The organism is Pseudoalteromonas citrea (assembly GCF_000238375.3).
Lineage (GTDB): Bacteria > Pseudomonadota > Gammaproteobacteria > Enterobacterales > Alteromonadaceae > Pseudoalteromonas > Pseudoalteromonas citrea.
Genome location: NZ_AHBZ03000021.1, coordinates 252,721 through 272,368, shown reverse-complemented (window position 1 = coordinate 272,368; position 19,648 = coordinate 252,721). Strand labels below are relative to the sequence as shown.

General features: G+C 39.4%; 15 protein-coding genes. 12 read left to right on the top strand and 3 right to left on the bottom strand.

The window, feature by feature from the left end; genetic code table 11:
• Window positions 1-17: 17 nt before the first annotated feature.
• The gene (locus tag PCIT_RS13055; protein ID WP_010366725.1) at window positions 18-332 is read right to left on the bottom strand and encodes a bile acid:sodium symporter family protein; all 315 of its coding nucleotides are present in this window, start codon (window positions 330-332) and stop codon (window positions 18-20) included.
• A gap of 196 nt (window positions 333-528) precedes the next feature.
• Between PCIT_RS13055 and PCIT_RS13050 the strand changes: the two genes are divergently transcribed.
• From PCIT_RS13050 to PCIT_RS12995, 12 genes are all read left to right on the top strand, one after another.
• A complete protein-coding gene (locus tag PCIT_RS13050; protein WP_010366724.1) occupies window positions 529-1,377 on the top strand; it encodes an alpha/beta fold hydrolase in 849 nt (282 codons plus the stop codon).
• A gap of 225 nt (window positions 1,378-1,602) precedes the next feature.
• The gene (locus PCIT_RS13045; protein ID WP_010366723.1) at window positions 1,603-5,148 is read left to right on the top strand and encodes a leucine-rich repeat domain-containing protein; all 3,546 of its coding nucleotides are present in this window, start codon (window positions 1,603-1,605) and stop codon (window positions 5,146-5,148) included.
• Between the two features lie 97 nt (window positions 5,149-5,245).
• The gene (locus PCIT_RS13040) at window positions 5,246-5,662 is read left to right on the top strand and encodes a hypothetical protein (protein WP_010366722.1); all 417 of its coding nucleotides are present in this window, start codon (window positions 5,246-5,248) and stop codon (window positions 5,660-5,662) included.
• 461 nt (window positions 5,663-6,123) lie between these two features.
• Window positions 6,124-6,615, top strand: a complete 492-nt coding sequence (def, locus tag PCIT_RS13035) for a peptide deformylase (protein WP_010366721.1) — start codon at window positions 6,124-6,126, stop codon at window positions 6,613-6,615.
• 364 nt (window positions 6,616-6,979) lie between these two features.
• Window positions 6,980-8,218 (top strand): MDR family MFS transporter, encoded by a 1,239-nt coding sequence (locus tag PCIT_RS13030; RefSeq protein ID WP_010366720.1) that lies wholly within the window; start codon window positions 6,980-6,982, stop codon window positions 8,216-8,218.
• A gap of 174 nt (window positions 8,219-8,392) precedes the next feature.
• Window positions 8,393-9,073 (top strand): translesion DNA synthesis-associated protein ImuA, encoded by a 681-nt coding sequence (gene imuA, locus PCIT_RS13025; protein ID WP_010366719.1) that lies wholly within the window; start codon window positions 8,393-8,395, stop codon window positions 9,071-9,073.
• Window positions 9,070-10,473: a Y-family DNA polymerase gene (locus tag PCIT_RS13020; RefSeq protein WP_010366718.1), complete on the top strand. Its 1,404-nt coding sequence runs from the start codon at window positions 9,070-9,072 to the stop codon at window positions 10,471-10,473. The genes imuA and PCIT_RS13020 overlap by 4 nt, the downstream gene beginning before the upstream one ends.
• On the top strand, window positions 10,473-13,544 hold the full coding sequence (locus PCIT_RS13015; RefSeq protein WP_010366716.1) for an error-prone DNA polymerase: 3,072 nt from the start codon (window positions 10,473-10,475) through the stop codon (window positions 13,542-13,544). The genes PCIT_RS13020 and PCIT_RS13015 overlap by 1 nt, the downstream gene beginning before the upstream one ends.
• Before the next feature lie 110 nt (window positions 13,545-13,654).
• A complete protein-coding gene (locus tag PCIT_RS13010; RefSeq protein ID WP_010366715.1) occupies window positions 13,655-14,950 on the top strand; it encodes an SAM-dependent methyltransferase in 1,296 nt (431 codons plus the stop codon).
• A gap of 252 nt (window positions 14,951-15,202) precedes the next feature.
• Window positions 15,203-15,637: a carboxymuconolactone decarboxylase family protein gene (locus PCIT_RS13005; protein WP_010366713.1), complete on the top strand. Its 435-nt coding sequence runs from the start codon at window positions 15,203-15,205 to the stop codon at window positions 15,635-15,637.
• Window positions 15,638-15,657: 20 nt separating this feature from the next.
• Window positions 15,658-16,428, top strand: a complete 771-nt coding sequence (locus tag PCIT_RS13000) for a helix-turn-helix domain-containing protein (protein ID WP_010366712.1) — start codon at window positions 15,658-15,660, stop codon at window positions 16,426-16,428.
• Window positions 16,429-16,761: 333 nt separating this feature from the next.
• Window positions 16,762-17,484, top strand: coding sequence for a Putative streptomycin biosynthesis enzyme StrG (locus PCIT_RS12995; RefSeq protein ID WP_010366708.1), 723 nt, complete (start codon window positions 16,762-16,764; stop codon window positions 17,482-17,484).
• Between the two features lie 51 nt (window positions 17,485-17,535).
• Here the strand turns inward: PCIT_RS12995 and PCIT_RS12990 are convergent, their stop codons facing one another.
• The gene (locus tag PCIT_RS12990) at window positions 17,536-17,727 is read right to left on the bottom strand and encodes a hypothetical protein (protein WP_010366706.1); all 192 of its coding nucleotides are present in this window, start codon (window positions 17,725-17,727) and stop codon (window positions 17,536-17,538) included.
• Between the two features lie 207 nt (window positions 17,728-17,934).
• Window positions 17,935-19,470, bottom strand: coding sequence for a flavin monoamine oxidase family protein (locus PCIT_RS12985; protein WP_010366704.1), 1,536 nt, complete (start codon window positions 19,468-19,470; stop codon window positions 17,935-17,937).
• Between the last annotated feature and the right edge of the window lie 178 nt (window positions 19,471-19,648).

Below are 19,648 nucleotides of genomic sequence, written 5' to 3'. Positions count from 1 at the left end.
GGTAGTTAGCTATTTGATCAACAAGGCCTAAGAGAGACAGATAAGCCGACGTCAGCTTTTGCTAAGTAGCTATATAAATTTGAGGTTGTGCCACCAGGGCAGAGCGACAGGATAAATAAGCCTGCGGCCAGCTCTCCTTGCAAGCCCGTTATAGATATGATGATAATCGCGCTACAAGGAAGGATGAATAACTGGCACAAAGCGCCAATTATAAAGCTCTTAGGTTGCTTAAAAACGCGTTTGAAGTCATCAATTGTTAAACTTAAACCCACGCCAACCATGATAAAAATAAGTGCAATTGGCAATGCGATGGCGATCAGTGTATTTAGCATATTCACTCCGAGAGTTGCGTTACACATATAGGTTTCAATGGAGAAGTATAGCGGGTTAAGTTACGTTGCAAATAAAAGTTTAATATATTGATTAAAATTAGTATTTTTAGGTTAAGCAGTTCTATAAATTTGTTGTTGTTATTATTTTCTCTGGATGTATATTAATGTTTATTAACGTGAAAAAGGACTGCGCGACATGCCATATTTAATGGTTTTTTTACTCATTATCTTTTCTGACCCCCTATGGGCGGATGAACATGATACTCAGTTTGTCGACATCAATGGCAATAAACTAGCATATGTCTGTAAAGGCTCTGGGGAGTTGACTGTATTACTTATGGCTGGAATGGGTTTAGACGCCCATGCATCATTTAAAAATACCTTCCATAATTTAAAGCCGAATGGTTACCAACTTTGCTTTTATGACAGAGCAGGAACCGGCCAAAGCGGGTATACAAAGCCAAAAGTAAGGGGGATCTCGGAATTGGCAGATGAGTTAACCTTGTTGACTAAGACACTGAATTGGAAAAATTTAGTATTGGTACCACATTCATTTGGTGGCTTTGTTGCCCGAGCATTCACGCATAAAAACCCCAATGTTGTGAAAGGGATTGTGTTTATAGATTCTGCGCACGAATCTTGGTTTAACGATATGAAGCACTCTATGAGTGCTGATGGTTGGAAAACGATGGAATGGATCATGCAGTGGGAAAGAAATACACATTCTTTTGAAGACTTTGCTGAAGCATCAAGCCACTCTAGTATTTATACAATTCCTCAAGGGCTACCAATTACTGTGTTGTCGCGTGGTTTACCCCATGTTTCAATCCGTCAGACAAAAATGCGCTACTCTGATGTAGACGCTTATACGCAATCATGGGATCGCTCTCAAACTGAACTCAATAAAATTAGTACGAATTCTAAATCGGTGAAAATGGCATATGCGTCGCATCTATTCGATGAAACAGATCCTTGGATTGCCATTAAGTATATTGAAGAAATGGCGAAAGCTGCCGCTAATACGCGTTTGAAAATGAGTATGTAAGGGGTCTTGGTAGCGGATTAGATAATGGGAGCTCGAAGCACTGGAATAAAAATTTGCTATCTATTCGCTTGGCTTATGGCTAATATTGTTAGAAACCAATACTAATTCATTGCTTTTACTGTTTGGCGTTGATGCAAGTAAATACGCCTTTATCTCCTGGGCCTGTTGAAGCGTTAGACACATAAATGTGATGAGTTGCATACGCAAAAATAAGAAGTGTTGCAGATGAAAGTTACTCAGACCACATTGTTCCTACTGTGCTTTAGCATATTTTTATATGGTTGTGGCGGAGGTGCGAGTGACAATGCCAGCTTATCTATAGCACAGACTTATCAAGTGACAGTGAGTGCTACAGGTTTAGGTACTGTTAGCGCATCGAATATAACGGTATCGGCTGGGCAGAAGACAAGTATCACCTTGACGCCCAGTGATGGTTATTATATTGATACAGTCAATGGGTGTGGTGGAAGTATATCGGGTAATACTTTCACAACAGGCAATATTCAATCAGCCTGCACGATTACTGTTCAGTTTAAGGAAAATGTTCGTCTATCAGACATTGTTACTGATCCTCAACTTTTAAGGTGCATAACTGAAAGTGGTGGCTTGTTTGCCCATGAAGTGACAGCACTTTCATGTGATGAATACCTAGTACGTTCCATGACTGGCATAAGGCACTTAACGCAACTATCTCGTCTCACATTAAGTAATGCTCAGTTACCTCAAATTGACCTTTCCAATAATACAGCACTGAGATTTTTAAACCTCAGTGGCAACCAACTTTCGACAATTGACCTCTCTAATTTACCTGAACTAAGAGTGCTAAATTTAGGGAATAATCAGCTATCAAGTTTGGATATTAGTCAAAATACTAAGTTAACAGACTTAAAGGTATTTAATAATCAGCTAACGAATATTGATGTCACTGCAAATACACAGTTAACTGATTTAAGTTTGGGAAACAATAAATTAGCGCAAGTAGATGTATCGGCTAATTCAAGATTAATCGAACTACGCCTTTACTCTAATCAGTTGAAGAATTTGAACGTGAGTAATAATAAGTCGTTGAGTGTGCTTAGCGTTTATGACAACGCGCTAACAGCCATAGATATATCGAATAACAATTTATTAAAAGAGTTGAGCTTAGGTGCCAATCAATTATTAGCATTAGATCTTTCTAATAATGTGCGATTAGTTGAACTTCGGCTTTACGACAATCAGCTAACGACGATTGAGTTAAGTCAAGCTCTGGGGTTGACGTTGATTGATATAAACAACAACCAGTTGGCGGCGATTGATGTGTCAAAAAATCAAGCTTTGAGCACGTTAAGGTTAGATAATAATCAACTTACCAATATTGATGTTACGAGCAATCGTCAACTCGCACAGCTAGAATTGGATAAAAATTTGCTAATGGAAGTTGATGTTAGCAGCAGTACGCAACTGCTGTCATTAGGGCTAGATAGCAATCTACTTACGACTATTAACGTATCAAATAACCCGTTGCTAACGACGTTGGATTTAGACAACAATCAACTTAGTAATATTGATGTTACGAGCAATCGTCAACTCGCACAGCTAGATTTGGATAATAATTTGTTGCCTGACATAGATGTGCGCAACAATGCACAGCTGTTGTCATTAGGGCTAGATAGTAACCTACTGACAAATATCGACGTTTCGGGCAATCCTTTGCTAACGACGTTAGATTTAGACAACAATCAACTCGTAAGTATTGATGTTACGAGCAACCTTCAACTCGCACAGCTAGATTTGGATAATAATTTGTTACCTGACATAGATGTGCGCAAAAATGCACAGCTGTTGTCATTAGGGCTAGATAGTAACCTACTGACGAATATTGACGTATCGGGCAACCCTTTGCTAACGACGTTGGATTTAGACAACAATCAACTCGTAGGTATTGATGTGTCTGCAAATTTACAGCTGATTAGATTAGATACAGATAATAATCAAATAAGCAGTATTGATTTAAGTAATAATACGAGGTTGTCTCAGGTAAGTTTAAACGATAATACATTTAGTGAGATTATATTAAGTAACAACCCCGAATTAACATCGTTAGAAGTAAGTAATGGCCAATTAGTACGTATTGATCTAAGCCTTAATCCGCAACTTGCTTCATTATTACTAAGCGGCAATAAGTTAACAGAGTTGGATGTATCAAAAAACCTGGAATTAGCCCAGCTAGACTTAAGCAATAATATGATTGTTGATATTGATCTGAAAGCAAACGTGTTGATGCGCACACTCAATTTAGATAGCAACTTATTAACAGGGGTGGATGTCACAACACACGCCGAGTTAGTCACACTGAGTTTAGACAATAATCGTTTACCCACCTTGGATATTACTTTAAATACGCTTTTAACAAACCTAAGTGTAAACAATAATGTTTTAACATCGCTAGATACAGTAAAGAATACGCTGCTAACGGAGTTATATGTGGCAAATAATCAATTAAGCACGTTAGATGTGTCGGAGAATATAGGCTTGAAAGCACTGAGTGCCTTTAATAATCAGCTTGTTACGCTGGATCTGACTAATAATACGTTGCTTGAGTTATTGAGCTTTGGTAAAAATAGCATATCCAGTATTGATGTCAGTTTCCAGAGTGAATTGAAAGAGTTGCGTGCCTATGAGAATCTCATTGAAGCAATTGATATCAGTAACAACCTTAAACTTGAATCTTTGAGCCTATATGATAACCAACTTACACAGGTGGACGTGTCAAGCAATCTTTTACTACGTGAATTCAGTGTTGGCAATAATCAGCTCAAAGAGCTGGATATGACTAATAATGCTGGATTAGTGGACTTTAAGGTTTATGGCAATGCACTTGAACGCATTGATGTGACAAAAAATACTGCGTTAGTGACATTAAGTGTAAGAGATAATCAACTTACAGAGCTCGATGTCTCTCAGAATGTGCAATTAAAAGAGCTTATTGCCTATAGCAATCAACTTATCTCTATTGAACTAGAAAGTAACACTGCGTTAGAGCGTTTGCAGTTATACAATAACCAATTGTCTGCACTTGATGTGTCATCACACTCGGTGTTGAATGAGCTAAGTGTTTACAACAATCAACTCACCTCTATTAACGTAACAAGCAACCCTGAGCTTACTACCCTTGATGTGGGCACTAATCTGTTGTCTTCACTAGATGTTTTAAATAACACACAACTAAAAATATTAGAAGTGAATGATAATAGTTTAACCAGCTTAGATACGAGTCAGAATGTGATGCTGGAAAGTTTAGATTTATACCGCAACGCCATTACGGCGGTGGATATGTCTGCCAATGATAAGCTGTTAAGCCTCAAAGCCTATGAAAACGACATTACGAGTATTGACTTGTCAAACAATGTTCATTTGCAGGAGTTGAGTTTGGGGAGTAATAAGTTGTCTAATCTTGATGTATCGAATAATGCCTTACTCACTTCATTACGGCTTTATAGCAATGACTTGTCGCAAGTTGATGTGCGTAATAACACGTCACTTGTGGATCTTAACCTCAACTTTAATGACTTAACGTCACTCGATGTGAGTAATAACCCTCAATTAAGTACATTAGAAGTTGAAAGAAATACACTATCAACGATTAATGTACGGGGCAACGGGCAGCTAACAAGCTTAAATGTACTGAGAAACAACTTAAGTGAGTTAGATGTGACGCAAAATACGTCGCTGACAACTCTTTTATACGATACGGGTGTGAACTGCACTGGTAGTGCATGTGGATTGTGAACCATAAGTCGTTATTTTATAAGTTTCTGTTTTGTTGTAAAAAGCCCTATAATCACAGCCTATTTGTTAAAGCGCACATAAACACAAGGGTAAGAATATGAATACCAAGCTATATAAATCAGTATTGGCACTTACAGATGATTTGATGACAGCAGCACAAGCTCAAAACCAGCAAAGGTTTGACGAACACTATGCGCAATTAAAACTCTTGTGTGAGAGCAACGAAGGCTCAGATAAAGACCATCCTGTGCAATGGGAAACATTGGCTGATTTTACCGATGACTTAGCGCTTGCCGTAACCCTGTATGAACATGCCCTTATCAAAGCACAAGCGATAAACTCAAAAGATTTTTGTTCATCAATTGGCTATTCCATTGGTGCATTAAAGGTGGAGCTAGGTGATAAGGAAGGGGCTATTTTGGCATTAGAGGCAGCGAAGATAGCCTGCAATAAAATTATTGATAAGCAATTGAAAGCTGAAATTCATGATCTGCTTACTGAATTAAAAAGTTAGTTAATTAGTATTCTATCGAAGCATTTTTACTTGGGTTTAGCATGTTTAGTTTTTATCATCTTAGTATGAGGACTATTGAGGTGATAATTCTTAACATCATTAGATTTCAATCTAATGTTCTAGCAAAAAGATCTACGTTTTAAAAAGTGACTATTAATCTTGTCACTATGCAAGGCCGTTTTAAACTGCGCTGTCGCACAATAAAAACACGATTGTACTGTGGCCAACTCCTCATTTTCTTCTTTATCTCAAAACATGGGTAAGGCATTTAATTATTTTATTTAAAAACTTTAACTTCAATGACTTATTAAGTTGCTCCCCTCGGTTTTGGTGTAAGCTTATCTTTTTATTTTAAATACGATAGAATGTGCTTATTGTAAATCGTTAAAAATACACGGTTGATTTTGTGATAGGTTCGTTACCTTGAACTGTGTATGTGCAAGTAAAAATACTGAGGTAAAATGGCCGTTTTAGAGATCCTTAAAGCTCCGAATGAGAAGTTAAAAATCCCCGCAATCCCTGTCACTGATGTGCGCTCTGTACAGCAGCTCATTGATGATATGTTAGAGACGATGTATGCAACCGATGATGGTATTGGGCTTGCGTCTACACAAGTCGGCCGTAAAGAAGCCATCATCATTATTGATATCTCAGAGGAAAGAGATACGCCACTGATTTTGATAAACCCAGAAGTGGTTGCAGGTGAAAATATTGAAAAAGGCCAAGAGGGGTGTTTATCGGTCCCGGGCTATTATGCTGATGTAGAGCGTTTTACTAAAGTAACAGTGACAGGGCTAGACAGAGAGGGCAATGCTGTAACGATTGAAAATGATGAGTTTTTAGCAATTGTCTTACAGCACGAAATAGACCATTTGAAAGGCAAATTGTTTATTGATTACTTATCGCCACTAAAACAAAAAATGGCACTTAAAAAAGTGAAAAAATGGTCATAATAAGCCAGATAAAGCCAGAATAGACTACTGTGTAATACAGAGTCGTATTTCTTGAAAAGGCAGCTATGTAATGGGCTGCCTTTTTTTGTGCCTGTGATTTTCACTAACGTCATGAAAATATTTTTCATCTAAATTTTAATTGAGAGGTACTGAGCTTCGAGGAATATAGTAGGCTAAAGCGCAGCAGGGTAAAAAATTGTCGGAGTGCGATTTTTTACAAGATGGAAAGAGAGAATGAATATTCTGAAGTCGTGCTGATAATTATGTGATGGGTTATCAAATATATATGATGTTTTTCTTTACCTCAACTTAGCTTTAGGTTTTAAGCTGTTTTCTAAATAATTAGAACAATAGAGGATATATCATGGATAGAGGAAATGTGATTGCACAATTGAGCAATTTTACACCGTTAGTCTGGGTGATGTTATTAGGCAATTTTTTTGTACGGGCGACCTATTATATGGTGTGGCCTTTCTTATCTGTTCTTCTGTACCAAAAGTATCATTTAAGTGCCACTGAAATTGGCTTGCTACTGACCACATCAGCGGTTGTATCTGTTTTATTAGGTTTTTATACAGGTAACTTGGCAGACCGTTATGGCCGTTTCAAATTACTGTATGTTGCTATATTCGTTGGTATATTTGCATTCACTGCGCTGGCATTTGCAGACTCGTTATGGACCTTTTGCTTAGCGGTATTTTGTGCCACGATGCCCCGCTCATTATGGGACGCGCCGAGTAAAGCGCTATTAAGTGATGAACTCAAAGATGATAAAGATCGAGAGTTGGCGTTACATATGTTGTATTTTTTAGTCAATGTGGGAGCCGCGCTAGGACCTCTATATGGCTTATGGGCAGGGTTAAACGGAGAGCAATTTAGCTTTATTTATACTGCTATCTCTTACATGGGCTTATGTATCGCTTTATTTATCATGCATCGCAGCAAGGTAGTGAATAATGTTAAAACAGTCCGTACTACAACTTTGCCAAACTTTACGAGTTGGTTAGGTATATTAAAAAGAGATACGGTATTTTTGTTAGTACTGGCAGCAAATTTACTGATTTATTTTGTATTTGCGCAAGGTGACTCAAGTTTAATTCAGTATTTAGCACGCGCAGAAGTGCCCGAACTTGCGACACTTGTATCTATGCTGATTGTGGTTAATTCGGCAGTTATAGTGGTCTTTCAGTTTCCTTTACTTCATCTTATGCGCCATTGGTCTATTCAAGCACGTTTATATTGTGGTGGTGTTATTTTAGCTTTATCGCAACTTATGATGGTCTTTAACCCTGTTGATCATTTTTATGGTTGGGTGGCATGTGTACTGGTACTGAGCGTGAGTGAAGCGATTCTGTTTTCCAATATTAATGTACATATTGACCGACTCGCGCCAGCACATTTGAAAGCCAGCTACTTTGGCGCTGCAGGGTTATGTTCTCTAGGGTTTGCTCTAGCTCCTTTACTTGGTGGTGTGGTACTCGATGTTGCCAGTGGACCTATCTTGTTTATGGCTACAACATTTATCAGTATAGCAACCTTGATGATTTATCGTACTGCGGAACGAACGCCGAGGGACAATGCGATGTGCATTCGTAACTCTTAAACTCGTCGAGTATGGGAATTATTCATGAGGTTAGTTCCCATCTGCAAAGGGACCACTGCATTCTATTCACCTTTCTTTTTAAATGATGGCGTACTTTTGATCACAGCAGATCTTGCGGATCTGCTGTGATTATTTATACTGTATTTATGTACAGTGTTTTTTTTGAGGTTGGCTATGAACGATTTAATTGACCTATTACAACGCCAGCAGTTGATATGGCATGGCAACGAGCAGGTGAGTGATGTTGAACGTGTGAGTACGGGTATTGAGCAGTTTGATGAGTATTTGAATGGCGGGTTACCAAAGCATGGCGTGATTGATATACAGGCGTCACAAGGTATCGGAGAAGTCAGGGTCTTACTGCCTTATTTAAAACAGCAAACAGGGCTAACCGTATTCATCAATCCACCGGGCTGTGTGAGTGGGCATGGGTTATTTCATTTAGGGTTTGATACAGCCTTAATACTGGTAATTAACCCTAAGAATGAACTTGATGCTTTATGGAGTGCAGAGCAATGTTTAAAAAGTGGTGCCTGTAGCAGTGTGTTACTTTGGCAGGATAGGTTTGCAATACATCAAATTAAACGATTACAGCTTGCTGCTGAGCAAGGAGGCGCTTTACAGTTTGTGATGCGTAGTGAAGCCAGTTCGCATTTGTCATTACCCGTTTCTTTATGTTTACAGTTAGCAGCTCATAGAGAGGGACTTGAGGTCGTTATTAATAAACAAAAAGGGAGTTGGTCAAAGGCCCGTTTTGTTGTGACGCTCAAAAGCTACTGGCCTGAATTATATCAACCTGCCAAAGAAGACAAAGTGATCTCGTTACTAGAGCACCGGCAACAGGTCTCAATATGACGCTGTGTATACACTTACATTTTACCCAGTTGCAATTAGATAGCACGTTTTGTGCAAGCAGTGAGCAACCTGTGATCATTGTTGATGCCAATGATAACCGCATTGTGCAAGCGTGTGGTAAAGCACGTGCTCAGGGGATAAGTGTTGGCTTGGGTTTAGGTGCAGCAGCTGCATTATGTCGGCATTTACATGTTCAGCCTTATGATCAACTGTTTGAAAAAAATAAATTAAAAGAAATTGCACATAGTTTATATCAAGTAACGTCAGATATAAGCTTTGTATCGCATAACAGCATATTATTGCGAGTCAGTAATATGCTGAATTTATATCAGAGCTTGGAGGCATATTGGCAATGTATTCAAGTGGTGTTAAAGCGTTTAGATGTACATTACAACTATGCAAGTGGTTATTCACCATTGGCGGCTCAATTATTGGCAAAAAATGCTGCGAATGTGATATCCGAAGACCGTCATATGCTATTACATAAAGTGAAATCACGCGCTTTGTATGAGAGTGATTTACCTCATACGATAAGTGAACAACTAACTAGGGTAGGTGTACACACGTTTGAAGCATTACTCACTATTTCGATGGCGCAATTAGCAAAGCGCTTTGATGCGCAGTTAGTTCACTATGTCGGTCGTTTGTTGGGGCAATTTAAAGAGCCGGTTAATTTTTATCAGCCTCCAGAGTGTTTTTCACGCTACTTAGAGCTGCTTTTTGAGCTTGATAATATTGCTTGGCTCAGTAAACCCTTACATAAATTATTACTGCAACTAGAAGATTTTTTGTTAAGTCGTGACAAAGTGGCTTACGAGTTGGAGATTGAGTTGCAGCAAAGGGATCATGTACCGCTTGTGTTAAATGTACATGCCAAAGCTGGTGAGTATCGGGCTGTAAAGTGGCTCACGCTGAGTGAATTCGTGTTGTTAAATAGCCAGATAGCATCGCCAGTACAAGGGATCACCTTAAATGCGCAACGTATTACGGAACGCCAAAAAGTGTGTGGAGATTTATTTTCACAGCAACAAGAAGCCAGCTGTGCAGCATCTCTTATATCGACTTTACAAGCTAAGTTAGGAGAGGAAGCGATACAGGGAATACAAGTTTATGCTGATCATCGACCAGAAAAGGCCAGTGGCTTTATTGCACCATTACACCCTTGTAGCAGCTTGATACGAGAACCTGGGTTAGTTAGGCCAACAATGTTGCTTGCACACCCTCAACCTTTACTCGAAGAAATACAAGTTCAACAAGGTCCTGAGCGTATTGCCACGGGTTGGTGGGACGCAGATCCTATGATTAGAGACTACTTTGTAGCAAAAGACCAGGCAGGTCGTTGGTTATGGGTATTTAGAGATCCTACCCAGCACTGGTATATACACGGTGTGTTTCACTGATGCGTTACGCCGAGTTATTTTGCCAAAGTAATTTTTCATTTTTACAAGGTGCTTCACATCCTGAAGAGCTGGTTAAACAGGCTGATTTTTTAGGCTATGAGGCGATTGCTATTTGTGATGAATGTTCAGTGGCTGGGGTGGTTCGAGCGCATACTGCCATAAAAAAGTATCAGCTTGGTGTAAAGTTGATCATTGGTAGCGTATTGTGTTTTGAAGATTTAAAAATTGTTGTGATATGTCCAGACCGCATAGCCTATGCCGAACTATGTCGAGTGATAAGTAATGCCCGTAAACGCAGCGAAAAAGGCCAATATGAATTAGCTTTATGGGATTTAATGTCGATAAAACATGGCATTGTAATATGGCTACCTAGTTTCACTGAGCGTGACCACCATTGGGCTGAATGGTTGAAAAAACATCATGGTGTACGTTTATGGATTGGTGCACAGAGGCACTTATTACATAATGACGAGGTGTATTTAGCACATTGTGAAATATTAAGTGAGCGCTATTCATTACCAATTAGCGCATGTGGTGGCGTACTAATGCATAGCGCGACAAGGCAGCGGCTGCAACATGTACTCAGTGCGATAAAAAGAGGGGTTTGCGTTGAAAAAATCGGCGTAGAATTACTGTGTAATATGGAACGCTCATTAAGAAGTAAATCAAAGCTTATAAAGCTTTTTAAAGCGCAGTGGATAGAAAACACTCATGTTATAGCACAGCAGTGTACATTTTCTCTCGAAACATTGTGTTATGAGTATCCCAGTGAATTAGTGCCAAAGTCTAAGACTGCAATAGAGTATTTACGCACTTTAGTGGAACAGGGTAAACAGTGTCGTTTTCCTGGCGGTGTTCCTGATAATATTGAAAAGATAATAATGAAAGAGTTGCACTTAATTGATGAACTCAACTATGCGCATTTTTTTCTTACCATTCATGATGTTGTTATGTTTGCTAAACAACAAGGTATTTTATATCAAGGACGGGGGTCGGCAGCTAATTCTGTTGTATGTTATTGCTTAGAAATTACTTCCGTAGACCCTCGGCAGATCTCTGTACTCTTTGAGCGCTTTATTAGTAAAGAGAGAAATGAGCCGCCAGATATAGATGTTGATTTTGAACATGAACGCAGAGAAGAGGTTATTCAATATATTTATAAAAAGTATGGTCGAGAGCGCGCTGCATTAGCTGCAACGGTGGTGAGTTACCGCTTTAAAAGTGCGATACGCGATGTGGGTAAGGCATTGGGTATAGATACCACTCAGTTAGAATATTTTATTAAAAATATTAATCGCCGTGATAAGAGCCTACATTGGCAAACGCAAATTGTGACTTTAGGTTTAGATCCAAACAGTGTTCAAGGTCAACAGTTTATTGAATTGGTGGATGAAATTATTGGCTTTCCTAGGCATCTATCACAGCATGTGGGTGGTTTTGTGATCTCGGCAGGGCCTTTATATGAACTTGTGCCTGTAGAGAATGCCAGTATGGCTGAGCGTAGTGTGATCCAATGGGATAAAGATGATCTAGAAAGCTTGTCATTATTAAAAGTGGATGTATTAGCACTGGGGATGCTGAGTGCGATCCGCAAAGCGTTTCAGCAAATAGAGTTGCACTTAGGGCACCGCTGGGAAATCGCAGATATAACACGGTTGCAAGATGATGCTCAGGTGTATGGTATGTTACAAAGTGCAGATACTGTTGGTGTTTTTCAAATAGAATCACGTGCACAAATGAGCATGTTACCGCGTTTGAAGCCTGCTTGTTATTATGATCTGGTGATCCAAATTGCGATCGTTCGACCTGGACCTATTCAGGGTGACATGGTACATCCTTTTTTAAAACGCCGTAATGGTCAAGAGCCAGTCACTTACCCTTCAAAAGAGGTAGAAGAAGTACTGTCTCGGACGATGGGTGTACCCATATTTCAAGAACAAGTGATTAAATTAGCTATGGTTGCTGCGGGTTTTAGCGGAGGAGAGGCGGATCAATTACGCCGTGCTATGGCCGCATGGAAAAAATCTGGTGAATTGATGCGATTTAAAAATAAATTGATCACAGGGATGCAGAAAAAAGGTTATAGCACGGCATATGCAGAACAAATTTTTGCACAAATATGTGGCTTTGGTGAATATGGTTTTCCTGAAAGTCATTCTGCGTCATTTGCTGTATTGGCGTATGTTTCTGCTTGGTTAAAGTATTATTACCCCGCTTTTTTTTACTGTTCATTATTAAATAGCTTGCCCATGGGGTTTTATAGTGCGTCACAGCTATGCCAAGATGCTAAGCGTCATCATGTCATGATATTACCAATCTGTATTAATCACTCAAATTACGATCACAGTGTTTGTGAAAGTGAGGGACAGCTTGTGATTCGGTTAGGGCTAAGGTTAATAAAAGGGCTTAGAAGTATTATTGGCAAAGCGCTTGTAGCGCAAAGACCAGAAAAAGGCTACATCAGTTGTGCACAGTTACAAAATATGGGGTATGGACAAGGGACAATGTCTGTTTTGGCATCAGCAAATGCGCTACATGCATTTACTGATGGTCGTTATAGTGCGCGCTGGGAAATTATGAATAAAGAAACGGAGCTGCCTTTATTTAAGGGCATAGATAACCATCGAGCACTAGATGAAACACAAGGTAAAACGTTAAGGGCACCGGTAGGTGAGGCAACTGAAGCTGATAATTTATTAGAAGATTACCAAGCTGTTGGCTTAACTTTAAATAAGCACCCTATCACATTATTGGAAGAGTCAGGGCAGTTAACACGTTTTACCCGAGCGCGCGATTTGATTAATTTACAGCATAAATCGTGGGTAAAAGTGATTGGCCTGGTAACAGGGAAGCAGTCACCAGGTACCGCCAAAGGGGTGACTTTTTTTACCTTAGAAGATGATAGTGGAAATATTAATGTGGTGATATGGGCAGGCACTGCCAGAGCACAAAAACAGGCTTACTTGAGTGCTAAGTTATTAGAGGTACAGGGAATAGTTGAAAAAGAAGGCGAAGTTATTCATGTAATTGCAGGGCGTTTGACTAATTTGAGTGAGCTTTTAAATAGGTAGTATGCTTACTATACTACCCAGTTCAGTGTAAGCGGCTGTAATAGCTATTGTTGCATATTTTGATAGATTAAATATTTATATAATAATTGCGTATATTGGAAAGGGTGAGTATGGAAAACGTTAGTCTTGACAAATATAAAATGGCAGTAACTCAGTTACTGTATGAAGCGCCCTGTGCGGGCACAATGACCCCTTATATTAACGACCTATTGAATTACTTATCGGATAAAACCGGGGTTTATGCTGATTATGATATGAATGATTGGGACGATGCGAAAACGGCAAAGGGGGTAGCGATTTCACCTGTACAAGCAGCGAAGTGTTTACAAGAAACGCTACGTAGTCAAAAGTTTATGCAAGGGGTGAAGCGAGCGATTGAGGATAGGCTAAATGCCAGTGATGATGACATCCATGTGCTTTACGCTGGCACTGGTCCATATGCTACTTTGCTGCTCCCACTACTTTGCGTACTAAAGTTAGATAGGGTCAAAGCAACGCTTATTGATATTCATTCTGAAAATGTTGCTGCGGTACAAGCGCTAATTAATCACTTTGATGTGGCGAGTAATATTATAGACGTTGTGTGTGCAGATGCGACTGAATGGCAAGCTACAGAGCCGCAATTATTTGATATTATTATATCTGAAACGATGACCGCATTACTGAAACGAGAGCCTCAAGTCTTTATTTTTGCACATTTATCTCAATATTTAAAACCTTCAGGTGTTCTGATCCCTGAAGAGGTGTCTTTAAAGTCTTGGCTAGTTAACGAAGTTGAACCTGATCATTTATTGGGTGAGTTTTTTAAATTGGATATAAACCAATCGCGTGCATTGTATGAGGGTGACACCAGCGCATTTTCAGGAGCGCAGCTTATACCTGAGGGGTTCGAAACGGGCTACCGCTTGAAACTCACCACAGACATTAAAGTTTATGATTCAGTTTACCTTACTGAGAGTGAGTGTAGCTTAAATATTCCTCTGACCTTTTTACCACATAAAGCAGTATTAAAGGGTGGAGAGAAAGTGAGCTTTGAGTACGTCAATCCGCAAAGTGCTGACTTTATATTTAAGTTTCCAAAAGATGATAAACCACAGACCGAAGTAGAGTTATCTAATTACGATGCAGTCACGAGCAATGGTTTGATATTTATAAAGCGTACGTATGAACGTGCACAGATTAATAAACATGGCTTAAAATATGCTGTCCCTGAAAACGAGTGGCAAGCACAGATGAAGTTGTTTGAGCTAATGGGGCTTTCTGTGCATAGCGCAATACAGGCATTGTATGAGTATGAGTCATTTTCTTTGTTCGATAGTTGGCTCATGGCACAGTACGATGCGTTAAAGAAGCCGCCAGCAATAGAGACAGTAAACGACCAAGTGATGCAGTGCTTAGCTGAGTGACACTTTTACCAAGGTGTATTGGCTTCCTTAGGCTCAGAGTAACTTTCTAAGTAATGTACTGGACCATGATGCCAGCCCTTTGAGTGCGTAATTCTTGGGGCTGAATGAACATCCGGTGTAAATTTTCATTTCTTGTTCCTAATTATCTTTGTAATTCATCTAAGTCTTATCGATATGATCGATGTCGATTTTATTCAATAAATTTAGATAGCGTCTGGGTTACTTTATGGTTTTAACCATAAGGACGATAAAATGAACTCGATAAATTTCCATCAATTGGCCCCAGACGCGTTAGATATTCTTTTGCAGCAAGAGGCGTATTTAAAAAATGCATTCAATGATTCACAATGGCTTAGCCTGACATTATGGGATTTGGTCAAATTGAGAGTGTCACAAATGAATCGCTGTGCATATTGTATTGAGATGCATAGTCAAAGTGCATTAGCACAGGGGGAGTCTGTAGAACGCTTACTTGCTTTGAGTGTCTGGCAAACTTCTTCATTATTTACTGAAAGTGAGCAGGCGATACTTGGTTGGGCTGAACGCATAACAAATAATGCAGAAGTAGGTAGTGACGAGTTATCAGAATTACGAGAGCACCTTGACGAGCGTTCAATATGTGATTTAACCTTTGCTATTAATGCGATTAATAGTTGGAATAGAATTGCAAGGGCCTTCAAACCCTAGATTAGGACGGTAAACATACAATGAAAATGTTGGTGCAGCATAATGATGGCTTAGATTTACAAGTCTACTTTCCACAAGGAATATTAGCAAAGTATGTGCAAGGTATTTGGATTGCTGCACATCAAGGTGTTGATATCAACAATGTCACACGGTATTTAAAAGCAAATGGATGCAACGCTATTACGTTTTGTTTAAAAGGCCATATCGCATTTGATTCAGTAAAATATACACAGGGTGTTTATTTACAGCCTGCAACTCTTCAGGCAAAAGGAATGACTTTTTCTTCGAACACGCTTGCGGTAGGGGTTTGTTTACAGCCCGGTGCTATGTCACTTTTTTCAACGTTACCTAACGAAGTAACTTGCGCAGGTAAAACCCCCAGTTTGAGTGCTTGCTTTGAGATGTTACAAACTGCGCATACTCCTTACGCGTTATTAACGTGTCTATATAGGCATTTCATGTCTATTTTTGCACAGACGGCTGACTTTAATCCTACTTTGTTACGTGTGTTGCCCTATTTTAGTGAGCCTAAGTCATTACAGAGTATTGCAGCTGGGTTACCTGTTGGGCAACGTCAACTTGAAAGGGTTTTTAAGCAAGCAATGGGGATCACCGCTAAACAATATCAGCGTATAGTACGGGTAAATAAAGCGGTACAATACTTAAAATGTAATCCCTTGGTCAGTCTAACCGCGGTTGCTTACGAATTTGGCTATTCAGATCAAGCGCATATGACGAGGGAATTTAAGTCTTTTACACACTACACACCACGCTATTATATACGTGACTAGCATGTAACTTTTGCTGTTAAAAACTAAACAATCTCCTTGGAGTTATCGAAAAACCTTTCTCGCTGTAATGCTCTGTAATTGCCGATAACGCATAATGTCTCTAACCTATTTGCATTGAGAGACAAATCGTTAATTATGTTAGGTGGTGAGAATGAATATTCACAAAGGATATGTTGATAGTGATGAAACAGCAGGTTATTTCCAGCCCCTTTCCTATTTTATTAGCGAGAAACATGCTGACTCTTCAGAGACAGTAGATGATATAACGCGTTTGGGCTCTCTTAAGCTCTTTGAACACACTGTACAGGGCTTGACGTGTCAGGAGGTGAACTCATGATAAGTGTTACGCCAAGTACCTTAGAACTGAATAAAGTTTTTATGGATGAAAGTTTGATCCGTGCTTGCATGTGCTCACATGCTCCCCTTAAAAACTGGCTATTACTTGATTTTGATGTTCAGCAGTATCCCTTTGCAGATCTTATGACACAACGTATTTTAAAATGCGATGATATCGACAAATACCATGAAGCTATTATTGAACAAAGAGCCCAATTTGGGATGCCAGAGCAGTTATTTGCACAAGATAATTTGTTCTTTAAAGATATGATCCAAAATCAAGCTGAGAGTGCCGGTTTAGTTACGTTATATCAGCGCTTTGTGAATGAGTATTTAGCACATAAAGTCGCACATTCGCTCAATTTCGATACGCGTCCAGATATACGGGTTCATTTACCAACCACTCGACCAGTCAGTGAGTTTCATGATGATTACTCAATGACGCATAATTTCGAAGAAATTAATATGTGGTTGCCCTTGGCTGATACTCAAGGAACGTCAACGCTATGGTTAGAGTCAGGTTACGGTACTGGGAAAGCACAACCAATAGATGTTAAATACGGACAAGTCCTGCTATTTGATGGAGGGATTTTAAAACATGGAAGCCGAACAAATGACACTGATAGTACTCGGATCAGTTTAGAATCAAAGCTATCATTAACAGGATCAAGGCAACGTGCTGATGCTGTGCATCTATTAGATAGATTTAGTTTCGTGTAGTCATGTAACTGGTAATGTGCACAAACTATCATTTGTGCACGGGCTTACAAGTCAATAGTACTGATATGAATCACAGTGACATTGCGGATCTGCAATGAGATCATTTGCGGTTAAGGTGATCTGCTTCTGATTTTGATGGTCATACACTGTTGCAACTTTCAGTATTTCATCAATACCAATTACTTCTACTGGATGGTTGTTATATTCAATCCATTCACCGTTTCTGAGCTCTTTTAAGTTCATTGTGAAGCCTCGCTGTTGTTAATTAAACAAGTATAGTACTGGATGGTGAATACACGAATGAATGTGTACATTGGGTGATTTAAATACCTGAATAACGAATATATTAGCTGTGCGGGTACAAATTACATAGCTTATTATCCATAATAGAATGCTATTTAGGTACGAATTTAGTTATAAAGATCAATTGTCTGATGTGTTTTTGAGCTTTTAATCAAGGTTCAATAACTCTAGTGCGCGATGTGCAGAAGCAATCGCCCCCTCTTGCCATCCACTTAGGTAGGTTGTGTGATCTCCAGCAAAAATATAGGGCCCATCTTGATGAGAAAACTCGACGATGGGTGGGTTAGAAGACCAACCTCCTTTTGAGAAGGGTGTATTCTTCCAAGAGCGAGAGCAGGCACTATGCGCGTACTTTGTTGCTTCAGGATGAACATGCTGCATTTGGATTAGTGCGCTATCGACACGTTCTTGGTTTGACAGGTTGGCAAATCGCTCGCCTGCAGACCCATCAAAAATATAGCCACCAACCAGCACTCCTGACTCTCTACCAAAGCCTGAGGAGGGGTACCATAACTGGGTATTATCAGATCCTAACCATGAAATCCCCCCAAAAATATGTTCATGGGTTTCCCAAAATCGCTCGGATTGAAAAGCAGTTTTTCCTGCTGAAGCATAATTTGCGTTTTGTACTTCTTGTGCAATAGGTGCAGAAAAGTCATGGTTTATGTCTTGGAGTACAGTGAGTGGAAGAGTAACAATGACTTGGACTGCTGTCATTTTTTTAATCACTCCATGTTTGTTACGAAAAGTCACTTCAGACCCAGATTTGACTCTTTTCATGGAGAGAACTTCACTGTTGTAGCGTATTTTTTTGGGGATATTACGGGCAAATCCTTTTACGATACGGTCCATCCCACCTACAGGTTGCAACATGGCCGACTGCTGATCTTTAGATTGCTCAAAATGTATTCGCCTTGCCCATTTGTCCAGATGGGGTAAAACTTGCGTGAAGTCTTTACTTGGCTGTGCTTGAGGTGGGGTAAATACTCCAGAATTAGCCTCTGCTCCTGCTCGTATTGAGCCTGAAAATTGATAATTACTATCCAAGTCTCCAAAGCTTGTTAGCATTTTAAGCATATGGTCGTTATGTTGTGCTGGTAATAGGTGTGATACTAAGTTTTGCTCAATTGCTTGGGCTAGTGTTGATGCAATCAGTCCGCGTTGACTGGTGTAAAGTTCTTTCGATTTTATTGGGGTATTATTGAATGCGCCATCGATAGAGAAATATGTATTACGGTTGTCATTAATGAGCGGCTCTAAAGGGATTGACAACTCTTTACAGTAACGTAATACACGTTCATGGTGGTGCGATATTCTAGCTGGCCCAACATTAAAATATAAGTGCTTATCTGTCTCAAATTCGCAGTATGATGTTCTATCAAACTCTTCTATTTCACTACCATGGCGCAGTGTTTCGTTTCTACCTCCTGGCTTAGACCGTGCTTCAAGCATTTGGAAATTAACACCTAACTTAGTTAATTCGTACGCTACGCACAGCCCTGAGACTCCAGCGCCAAGGATCAATATATCATGGTGCTTTTCAGGGCGATTTATTTGATTATCTCGCCATTCTTGTAAGTTAAAAGGGTCTAGTGTGTCATCTGCGAGTACTTGGCCTGAAAAAGCACTTGCGAGCGTTGCTGTACTGACTTGTTTAATAAACTGTCTTCTGTTTTTATTCATAAGTAAAAAACTCCTTTTTGTAATAAGTAACTAGGGCTCTATTGTTGTGGACTTTAAGTTGTACCTGTTTGTTTTAAATAGCGAATAACGCAGGAAAATGTATACAGAACATGCATTTTCCCCATATTGAAGTGTTGTAATGAACTAATTGACAAAGAGCCTATTATTTACTGACAGA